Origin of the sequence: Candidatus Competibacter phosphatis (genome assembly GCF_012939995.1) — a bacterium.
Lineage (GTDB): Bacteria > Pseudomonadota > Gammaproteobacteria > Competibacterales > Competibacteraceae > Competibacter > Competibacter phosphatis.
In genome coordinates this window covers 40788-50417 of sequence record NZ_SPMZ01000050.1, presented here as the reverse complement: position 1 = coordinate 50417, position 9630 = coordinate 40788, and the positions used below count along the sequence as shown (strand labels likewise).

At 54.8% G+C, this 9630-nt stretch carries 9 protein-coding genes; 6 read left to right on the top strand and 3 right to left on the bottom strand.

Features of this window, described 5'->3' with window-relative positions; translation table 11 throughout:
* The 3 genes from E4P82_RS15655 to E4P82_RS15645 all read left to right on the top strand — a co-directional run.
* Positions 1–499: transposase (locus E4P82_RS15655; RefSeq protein WP_169249757.1), on the top strand; the 499-nt coding region annotated here is incomplete at its 5' end.
* The gene (locus E4P82_RS15650; RefSeq protein ID WP_246327307.1) at positions 408–701 is read left to right on the top strand and encodes a transposase; all 294 of its coding nucleotides are present in this window, start codon (positions 408–410) and stop codon (positions 699–701) included. The genes E4P82_RS15655 and E4P82_RS15650, both read left to right, overlap by 92 nt.
* 221 nt (positions 702–922) lie before the next feature.
* A complete protein-coding gene (locus tag E4P82_RS15645; protein WP_169249755.1) occupies positions 923–4072 on the top strand; it encodes an AAA family ATPase in 3150 nt (1049 codons plus the stop codon).
* 102 nt (positions 4073–4174) lie between these two features.
* Here the strand turns inward: E4P82_RS15645 and E4P82_RS15640 are convergent, their stop codons facing one another.
* From E4P82_RS15640 to E4P82_RS15630, 3 genes are all read right to left on the bottom strand, one after another.
* A complete protein-coding gene (locus tag E4P82_RS15640) occupies positions 4175–5008 on the bottom strand; it encodes a 3'-5' exonuclease (RefSeq protein ID WP_169249754.1) in 834 nt (277 codons plus the stop codon).
* 66 nt (positions 5009–5074) lie between these two features.
* Positions 5075–5953: an SIR2 family NAD-dependent protein deacylase gene (locus E4P82_RS15635; protein ID WP_169249753.1), complete on the bottom strand. Its 879-nt coding sequence runs from the start codon at positions 5951–5953 to the stop codon at positions 5075–5077.
* The gene (locus E4P82_RS15630) at positions 5946–6941 is read right to left on the bottom strand and encodes a protein-ADP-ribose hydrolase (RefSeq protein WP_169249752.1); all 996 of its coding nucleotides are present in this window, start codon (positions 6939–6941) and stop codon (positions 5946–5948) included. Before E4P82_RS15630 ends, E4P82_RS15635 begins: the two co-directional genes overlap by 8 nt.
* A gap of 277 nt (positions 6942–7218) precedes the next feature.
* On the opposite strand from E4P82_RS15630, the gene E4P82_RS15625 reads away from it, so the two are divergent.
* From E4P82_RS15625 to E4P82_RS15615, 3 genes are all read left to right on the top strand, one after another.
* Positions 7219–7977 (top strand): hypothetical protein, encoded by a 759-nt coding sequence (locus E4P82_RS15625; RefSeq protein WP_169249751.1) that lies wholly within the window; start codon positions 7219–7221, stop codon positions 7975–7977.
* A gap of 60 nt (positions 7978–8037) precedes the next feature.
* Positions 8038–8754: a hypothetical protein gene (locus tag E4P82_RS15620; protein WP_169249750.1), complete on the top strand. Its 717-nt coding sequence runs from the start codon at positions 8038–8040 to the stop codon at positions 8752–8754.
* Between the two features lie 326 nt (positions 8755–9080).
* On the top strand, positions 9081–9566 hold the full coding sequence (locus tag E4P82_RS15615; RefSeq protein WP_169249749.1) for a formyltransferase family protein: 486 nt from the start codon (positions 9081–9083) through the stop codon (positions 9564–9566).
* The last annotated feature ends 64 nt before the right edge of the window (positions 9567–9630 follow it).

Sequence of the window (9630 nt, the reverse complement as noted above, 5' to 3'; positions counted from 1 at the left end):
TTTTTACCTGAACAAGACGGGTTGTCAATGGCGGTGTTTGCCTAAAGATTTTCCCCACTATACCTTAATAAGTTACTATTATCACAAATGGGTTGACAACAATACTATCGAGCAAATCAATACAGCGATCCATCAGCAACTCCGAAAAGAAATGGGTCGAAATGAGCATCCGAGTGCAGGGATTATCGATAGCCAAACCGTTAAGGGGACACCGGAATCAACCCGGGAATCCGGGTTCGACGGTGGTAAGTTGATTCAGGGCCGCAAGAGACATATTGTAGTAGATACAACGGGTTATCTTATTGTCGCTCTGGTTCATGCGGCAAATATCTACGATGGTCATGCGGCTCGCCAAGTCTTGACCACCTTGTTTTCAATCGTGGATAGCGTCAAAAAAATCTGGGCGGATGGTGGTTATAGAGGTGAAAAGTTTGTTCAATGGGTCAAGGAACAGTTCGACTGCATTTTTGAAGTTGTTGAAAAAAAAGAAAACGGATAAGGGATTTCAGGTTTTACCTCGGCGATGGGTTGTAGAGCGAACCTTTGCTTGGCTCGGGCGATCTCGCCGCTTAAGCAAAGATTACGAACGGAAACCCACATCGAGTACGGGTCATGTTTATATGGCCTCAATTCGACTAATGTTACGAAGAATTTGTAAAGAACGAGTATTATTACAAGGGACTGCTTTAGAGGTAGCTTAGGTAATTGAGTTTTTTGTACAGCTTCTAAGGTTCCCAGTATGACCGCTTGCTGCTCCAGGCGTCCTCCATAGCTTAGAAAACCTCTTTTTATCGTGGATGAATAACCAAAAACATACTGTCTAATTTGGATATAATTTGGGTATAATTTTTTTTGAAGATCTTAAGGAATGGATTGGTTATCCCTAACCCACACTAAACAATCCGATGCATGCTGGGTGAGAATGTCCGAGTTACCACAACTGGTTTTCACCCCCTTTCGACTGAACTTGGCACATGGTCGCCTGTATCGCGACTCAGAGTGCGTACCAGTTCGCCTCAAAACCCTCGCGGTGTTGCACTATCTCATCGAACATCGCGAACGGGTGGTTAGCCGAAACGAATTAATCCAAGCAATCTGGCCAGATCGCTTTGGTGCCGATGCCGCGCCCCGGCAGTGCATCCTGGAATTGCGCAAGCTGCTGGGTGATTCCACCCGCCATCCCCGCTTCATCGAAACGGTCGGACGCCATGGCTATCGCTTTATTGGCGCCCTTGAGATGGAATCCCGCGGAATTACGGCACTGGAGAGCATCGGTCGTGGTGTTCCCGAGGTCACCACTCAAGAGATCCACGATCCCTTACCTAGCAGCAGCATCCTTACGCCCAGCGAATCCATCGAAAATCGCTCGCCTTACCAGAATCTGGACGCACTTCAAGCCCTGGAAACGACCCGAGAAAACACCTATCCCCGCATTTTTCCCCTACATCAGAGCGTGTCATTGGATGACGAGACAAGATCCTTGCCGGATGCCTCCGTCCTACTGGGGCGCAACCCGGAACTGAGGCAACTGGAGGACTGCTTTGCCCTTGTCCGACAAGGTCGACGCCAGATGCTGTTCGTGACTGGCGAAGCCGGTATCGGCAAAACGACCTTGGTCACCGCATGGCTGCGACAACTATGTCTTCGTAAGAAGGTCTGGCTGGGCTACGGGCAATGCGTCGAGCACTACGGTACCGGCGAGCCTTACCTAGTGCTGCTGGACGCGTTGAACCGCATGTGCCGGGGACCGGATGGCGATGCCGTGATAAATCGACTACGCCACGAAGCCCCTAGTTGGCTGGCGTATTTACCGGGCATCCTGCAACGGCAGGAACGGGAGGCACTATGGCGCGAGCAGCATATTCCGACAGATATGCGACATAACCAGCTCGAACTGATGAGCGCGCTCGAAACACTCGGCATCGAGTGGCCGGTGATTCTTCTGTTGGAAGACCTACATTGGAGCGATCTTTCCACGATCGAGGCCCTGGCGGTGTTGGCGCGCCGCCCCGAGGGAGCACGATTGCTAGTCATCGCCACTTACCGGCCACTCGATTTGAGCGTCCGGAACCATGCCCTCCTAACGCTGAAGCGGGAATTGCAAGTGCGCGGACAATGCCGCGAACTGCCGCTGCTTTCGCTGGACAAAACAGCCGTGCGCGCTTACATCGCCGCAAGGTTGCCTGGCGATCTGGCCAATACGGCCGCAACCCTCGTGTACCAACGCACCGGCGGTCAGCCATTGTTCATGGCCACCATAACCGAGTATCTGGCGCGCCACTCGGCGTTGATCACTGCCGATCATGCCAACAGATTGGCTGAAATTGCGGCAACCCTACCCGAAGAACTTCAACAGTTCATCGAGAGCCAGCTTCGGCACCTGAACGCGATCGAGTACCCGGTACTGGAAGCGGCCAGCATCGCCGGCGTCGCGTTCACAACCGCCGCAATCGCGACTGCGTTGGATTTGCCGGAGTCCCGCGTGGACGATATCTGCGATAGCTTGGCGCGACGCCACCTCTTCATCGCCGAACAGGGATTCACCGAGCGGGCCGATGGTACCGCCAGCGTCTGCTATGAATTTCGACACGGACTTTATCAAGAGGTGTTGTACCGGCTCGTCAGCAGCAATCGACGCGCGCGCCTGCATCAAGCCATCGGCGAGTGGCTGGAATCCATCCCCGAAGCAGACACTGCGGATATGGTCTCCGAATTAGCCAAACACTTTGAGCAAGGCCACGATTACCAGCGGGCGACCCATTACTATCACATGGCGGGAGAGAAGGCGCTCAGCCGTTACGCCGCCCGTGAAGCACACGCCTATTTACAGAAAGCGCTCGCCCTGCTTGAGAAGTGCCCCGAGAATACCGTGCGCTTAAATCAAGAGTTATCAATCCGGATTTTGCTCGGCGCGGCGCTCATTACGATTGAGGGATTTGGCGGGCATCAACTCGCTCGCCATTTCGAACGTGCCCGCGAACTGCGGCGACAAGTTCCGAATAGCGTGGCATTATTACCGACGATCTGCGGATTGTGGAACTATTTCCTAACTCAGGCTGACTTTCCACAAGTGCGAGCATTGGCGGTGGAGTTGTCGGATCTGACCGAGCAGGAAAACACACAGGAGCTTTTGCCAGCCCACAATGCGATCGGTCAAACCTATTTGTACACCGGTGATCCGGCGCGCGCGCTGATCCACATTGACGCCGTGGTGGCCCACTATCATTTCGAAAAACACCGCTACCTGGCTGCACAATATGGCGAAGATCCTGGCGTGGTGTGCCGTATGTACGCCGCCCAGGTACGCTGGCTGCTGGGCTACCCCGATCAAGCACTGCAGCAAGTCGACATGGGGCTGCAATTGGCGCGGGATTTAAGTCAGCCTTTTGGGATCGCGCAGATACTTTGGGTCAACCTGCTCATCCTGCAAGGTCGCGGCGACCTTGAAACCCTTCACTCACGGGCTGAAATCCTGATAGACCTGTGCGAGCGAGAGGATATCGGCTACTGGCTCGCGGGTGGTCATATCTTAAAGGGTTGGGTACTAGCCAAGCAGGGACAACCCGAAATTGGAATTGACTTGATCCACCAGGGTCTAGACGAGTGGAACGCGACGGGTACCCTGCTGATACAGCCCTACTTTCTTGCCTTACTGGGCGAGGCCTACGGTACGAGCGGCCAGACCTATAAGGGTCTCAATGCGGTAACCAAGGCATTGGCGGCGGTCGAGCGCACGGGAGAGCGCTGGTACGAGGCGGAACTACACCGACTTCGGGGTGAACTGCGCCTGATGCGCGGCAACATCACGGACACAGCGGCGGCGGCCGAAGATTTTCGCCAGGCTCTTGCGATTGCCGAGCGCCAACAGGCACGAATGCTCATGCTGCGCGCCGCCAATAGTCTGGCCCGTCTTTGGAGAGAGCAGGGCAGGCGTCAAGAAGGGCTGGACCGGCTGGCTCAGGTCTACGAATGGTTCACCGAAGGTCACGATACCGTGGATCTAAGGACTTCAAGCGTGCTATTGAACGAACCGGCCCAAGATCGTTCATCGGCATACACCAACGAATTATAAAAATGCCAAGAATAGTCTTAAGTTAAAAACACTTATGGACTCCGCCAAGTCCAAGTCATGGACGGCAACCCGAATCTCATTTTCGGTGGTGGCGACGAGAGGTCACGGCATCACATCCTCACTTCTCAGGTGCGACTCCGGCGACTGCGGTCCCGACCCGCCGAGCGGCTCGCTCACGAACACCGGGCACGGCCGGTCGCTGCTCTGCCAGCGGTCGGCGAACTCGCCCCAGTGCGGATGCAACTCGCGGTTCGCCTCCAGATAATCCAGCAAGTGTTGCACACTGGCGTTGTGACTTCGCGCGCTGAGCCGGGTGCTGAGATAGGCCCAGCGCAGGTAGAGCACGTAGGTATTGAGCACGTCGCCCTCGCAATAGCGATTGATGGCGGCGTAATCACCGGCGGCGGCCTGTTCCGCCACCACCGCGCCGCAACCGTTCCACTTGCCCGGCAGACCCAGGGCACGGGCTGCTTCGTCCAAACCCAATCGCGGTGAAGCGCCAAAGTCGCTCAACGCATCCATCAGGTCGCAATGCCAGTTGGATTCGTAGCGATAGTCGTAACCGAAACGAGGATCGGTGCGATGCCAGTTATGGGCGGTCAATCCATGGATCAACGAACGCTGCTTGAGCACGGCAGCGTCGAAGCTCCGGCCATTCCATGTCACCAGTCGCGGGTGCTGCTTGTCGATCATCTGCCAGAACCCGGCCAGAATCTCCCGTTCGCCGCGTTCGGCGATGCTGGCCGCGCCCAGCTTGCGCACGTTATAGCGTTCGTATTCGCCGTCCCGCTCGATGCGGGCCAGCAGAAACCCCAAGGTCACGATTTCATGCTGGATCGGCTTGGGAAACGATTCAGGATCGCGATCCTCCGGCAGAATGGCGGTATCGGAACGGGTTTCGAGATCGATGACCAGCAGGTTGAGTGGATGGGCCATGGGTCGCCTGAAAAAGTCGGGATGGGGAAAAGCGAGGATTGCCGAACAAGCCTCGCCGCGTCGATCTCATGTTAGCGCACCCGATTTTTCCAGCCCCATCTCTTTCCAGATTGCCGTGACCGCGCCCATGGCAGGGCCTTGCAAGGAAATCGACTTGCCGGCGATTTCACGGGGCACTTGCGGGTATTGCAGGTTCACCCGGATGAGATGAGCGCGAGGATGCGCGTGCACGATGCGCTCCATCGGCCAACGGATGACACTGGGCGTGTTGAAGCCGGCGCCGATTTCCAAGACCAGCAAATCCCGCTCGCGATTGTTGTCCAGCCATTGGTCAAGGCGTTCGGCCTGTTCTCGATAGGGGTCCTCGATAAACCAGTAGCCGCCACGCACGTTCATGATCACGTCCTCGCCGCAGTTGGGACAGCGAGGCAGCACGCTGCTATCCGTCACCTTCTGGGTCGCCGGGTCGATCTTCGGCAGGATGCGCTCGATCACCGGCCAGCTCGGCCAGACCGCGTTCGAACAGGGCGTTTGACACTGCATCAGCGCGTAGTCGCCCTGCGGCGTAAACAGTCGATCTTCGGCAAAACCGTTCTTGGTAAACAGCCCATCCACATTGGAGGTGACGACGAAATAATCCTTTTCTCGCACCAAATCCAACAGCCGGGCATAGACCGGGTGTGGCGGCACCTGAAACCGCACCTGATTCACGTTCGCCGCTAGATAACCCCATTTCAGTTCGGGGCTCCAGTCCGAATAACCCATCAACTCGGCCCGGCGGTGGAACCCAAGTTTCACCATGCCGGGAAAATCCCGGGCGAACGATTTCGTATCCATGTAATCGATGCCGGCTTCGACGGCCAAACCGGCACCGGCCGCGATCAGCACGGCGTTGGCCTGACGCAGCAAATCGCGGCAACGCTGGATGTCATGATCGTCAAACATGGGTTTCCTCCGTTCCTTCGCCCCGCAACAGGCGCTGGTAGATTTGCAGGTCGTCCTGACTGAACACATTCAGAACGATCAAATCGATCACGCCGGGATGCTCGTCCAGCCAGTTGCCGATGGCGCGCAGCGCGACCCGCGCCGCCGGCTCGCGCGGGAAGCCGAACACGCCGGTCGATATGCCGCAGAAAGCCACCGAACGAATGTTCGGCACGCGACTGGCCAGATCCAGGCAGGATCGATAGCAAGCGGCCAGTAAGCGTTCGTGCTCGGGCCGCAACCGGTCCGGCGCGACGATGGGGCCAACCGTGTGCAGGATGTATCTGGACGGTAGGTTGTAGGCGCGCGTCACCTTGGCCCAACCCGTCCCTTCGGCACCGCCCTGACGCTGCATGATTTTGTCGCAATCCTCGCGGACCCGTGGACCCGCCACCGAGTGGATGGCGTTGTCGATACAGGCGTGAAAAGGCTGGAAGCAACCCAGCATTTGCGCGTTGGCGGCGTTGACGATCGCGTCGGCATTCAAGGTGGTGATATCCCCCCGCCACAGGATGGCGGCGGTCGCGGTGTCACGATCGGCGCCCAGCCAATCCCGAGGAAGGCGCGGCAGATTCGCGATATCCGTCACCCCCCTGTCGAGGACCTCGCGCCTCAGGAGCCGATCCAATCGATCATGAAACCAGTCCGGCAACGGGTCGGGGCCACGCACGGTCAGGAGCGCGCGAAGCAGCCGTCGCTTCTGGTCTTCGGATGACCCATCCCCGCTGCCGGTCTCGCCGCGCTCGGCATGCAGGTAAGCCAAAAGTTCATCCACGAGAACGGCCCGCCGATCCGCCGCCACCGGCGCGGGAGGCGGCGCGGTGAATGGCTCATCCAAGCGAACCAACCACCGGTAGTCGTCCAGGTCCAGGGGAGTGACGCGGGAGGGCTCGAAACGTGAAGATGTCGCGGTCAGCCGGTCGCCGTCTGAAGCGGAATTTGTTTTCATGGGTCGCGATATTGACGATGGGGATTGAATGATTGTAGCAAGCTGGTCAAGAGCACGAAGGCGACACGAGGGTTCGAAAAAATCCAAGTCTGGCGAAATGCTCACAATATAATGCCGAAATTCACTGGTGAGCGGTCGTTATCGAGGCCATGGTGCCGACATCCGCCGCGTCAGCAATCGGGGCTGCTGGTAATCCCTATCTGGCTTGCTAAGCTTGTAGAGCGACATGGGCTTCGGCTAATCGATAGACACCCAACCAGCAATGGAGAAACTTGAAATGTCGAAGTTTTTTTTCATTGATGTTTGGACTGGTCATCGCCTTTTCCCCAGGCGTGAATCTGGCGGCGCGCGAAATCGGTGGACAGGCGACAAAGGTGATCGTTGGCTGGAGTTTTCCCAGCGCGCCAGGCATCCAGATTTTCTCTGTTCCGAAAAAAAAACAAGTATTATCATGTACTCACCAACACCGGTGAAACTTTGTATGTCGCCAAGATCTTGGAAAAAACTCGAAGACGATCTCTGCCTGAGCGACAAGAAAAAGCATTGGTATTTGCTGCCGGACGATGGCGCTGTTTCTCTCAATCGAGCATCGTCATTAGTCATCGTCATCGAATCCAACGTCAAAACCAAGCTGAGGGCTGTTGCGACCAAGCCGCCCGATCTCGATCAGGCACTGCTGTCGAATTATGTCGGCGACATCGCCAGAGCCGAAAAGTTGACGAATACTGCTCACGATATTCGAAACGCGGGTTACCAGAATCACACACAGCGAATGGTCGTCATTTTGACGAGCAAGAATCGTGATCAAGCGGAGGCAATTGACCGAGTTGTGGTCTCGGTTGCGGATATCGATGGCGACAATATTCGGGAAAAATACCGATACCGTAAATCGCGTGGAGATTCAGGCGATCTCATCGCTAACTTCACCGCCATGGCCGACATCGATCAGGATGGCCTAGCCGATGTATTACTCATCGATCAAGGCGATTTCCATGGAAAGATATTACTTATCGAAAAAAAACAACCAGTGGCGTAAACAACGCGATGATTGGGGAGATCCCTGTTAAATCAACCCGCTACCGACGGAGAAAGCTTCATGCCTATTCTAGCATTGACAGGTTCGGTTGGTACCGGCAAGGCCAAGGGCAGCGCACCTCACAATGCCCCGGCCGATGTCATCCTGGTTAGAGATCGCCTGATTAATCTTGGCTTTACCTGGGCCGGTGGCGCCGCCAAAGGGGATGAAAAGGAATTTATCAGAGCGATCAAGCTGTTTCAGTCGATTTGCGCGGGTAGTGGCCAGCTCATTGGTGATGGCCGGATCGATTTGAAGAAAAATACCCATGAGTGGCTTGAGTCCGAAAACGCGCCAAGGTGGGTCAAGATATTCAATCAAGATGGGCCTGGCTGGAAATGCACCAGTGACTTTAAGGAGAGCAATGGTGGATATTGCTCAAGCTGGCTCTATAATAGGCTTTGGTGGGCCGGAATTATCTACAGAGGGCTTTGCTTTTTCTATCAGATCGCAGACGCACCGCCCATGTGGGTCAGGGAATGCTCACCCACAAAAGGCGGTGATGCGGTCGGACATGCCAGCCATGAAACCGGTATCGACATGGATATGCGGTTGCCATTGTTGCCGCCCGATACCGATAAATGGGACGACCTAGGTAGCAATGGCTACAAAAACAAGCGGTTTCACAAAAAACGCGGCGATCATGCAACTTACCGCCATCAAATTAGCCATGGATACGCAATTGGTCTTGTTCAACGATCCCGATTTAATCAAGCGTGGACTTTGTTCCAAATATAAGAATCACGATCAACATTATCACCTTCGAATCAAGCCAGCAAGCAAGACTTGATTGACTTCTGACCCACGAGATCGGCTCTATCGCTGAAGTGGGCAAAGTTGGGCAATCTCGTCACTAGGCGCCGACAAACTGGATACTAGATATAAGTTGCGGCATTTGAATTGTGGAGGCTCTTTTATGAAAAAATCATGTCTGCCAAGTGCGCGAGCCTTCTTATCAAAAGAAAATAAATTGCGAATTGCCGTCCTAACAGGAGCCGGGACGAGGATCGTTTCCCCACTTCTTCAGGATGGTTTTCATGTCGTTGGCATTGCAGAGTTAATTGATGCCTATAGCAGCCAGCCTCGTAACACGAGGTTTATTAAAAACTGCTATCATTTATTTTTTTAATTTCAAAAGACCAGATTACCTATTCCTTGAAGCGAAAAAGCGAAGAATCCCTTACTTAGATCTGAAGAACAGGATTGATGAAAGACTGGGTGCTTGGCTGGGAGCGCTGAGCGCAGACATTCTGGTAACTTATGTGGCTCCGCTGCTACCCTCAGAAATTTTCATGATTCCGACATATGGCACGATCAATATTCATCCCTCCTTATTACCGAAATACCGGGGTGCACACCCGATCATGTGGATGCATCTAAATATGGATCAAGAGGGCGGCGTAACCATCCATCGAGTCGATACGGGTATGGACACTGGTGCGATATTGGCACAGGCCGCATTTCATATTCCCCTGGGGACGCATGAATGTGTGGTAGAGCGCGTAGCGATCGATGAATTAGGTGTCCCTCTGCTAAAAAAAGGTTCTTAGACAAATGGAGGCCGGCATTATAAATGCCCAGATACAGCCTACTGTTAAGTTTCCTGATAATTGC

Excerpts from the sequence above, each read along its gene's own strand:
- E4P82_RS15650 (WP_246327307.1), top strand. The coding sequence starts at position 408 with ATGGTGGTTATAGAGGTGAAAAGTTTGTTCAATGGGTCAAGGAACAGT.
- E4P82_RS15645 (WP_169249755.1), top strand. The coding sequence starts at position 923 with ATGTCCGAGTTACCACAACTGGTTTTCACCCCCTTTCGACTGAACTTG.
- E4P82_RS15640 (WP_169249754.1), bottom strand. The coding sequence starts at position 5,008 with ATGGCCCATCCACTCAACCTGCTGGTCATCGATCTCGAAACCCGTTCC.
- E4P82_RS15635 (WP_169249753.1), bottom strand. The coding sequence starts at position 5,953 with ATGTTTGACGATCATGACATCCAGCGTTGCCGCGATTTGCTGCGTCAG.
- E4P82_RS15630 (WP_169249752.1), bottom strand. The coding sequence starts at position 6,941 with ATGAAAACAAATTCCGCTTCAGACGGCGACCGGCTGACCGCGACATCT.
- E4P82_RS15625 (WP_169249751.1), top strand. The coding sequence starts at position 7,219 with ATGTCGAAGTTTTTTTTCATTGATGTTTGGACTGGTCATCGCCTTTTC.
- E4P82_RS15620 (WP_169249750.1), top strand. The coding sequence starts at position 8,038 with ATGCCTATTCTAGCATTGACAGGTTCGGTTGGTACCGGCAAGGCCAAG.
- E4P82_RS15615 (WP_169249749.1), top strand. The coding sequence starts at position 9,081 with ATGCCTATAGCAGCCAGCCTCGTAACACGAGGTTTATTAAAAACTGCT.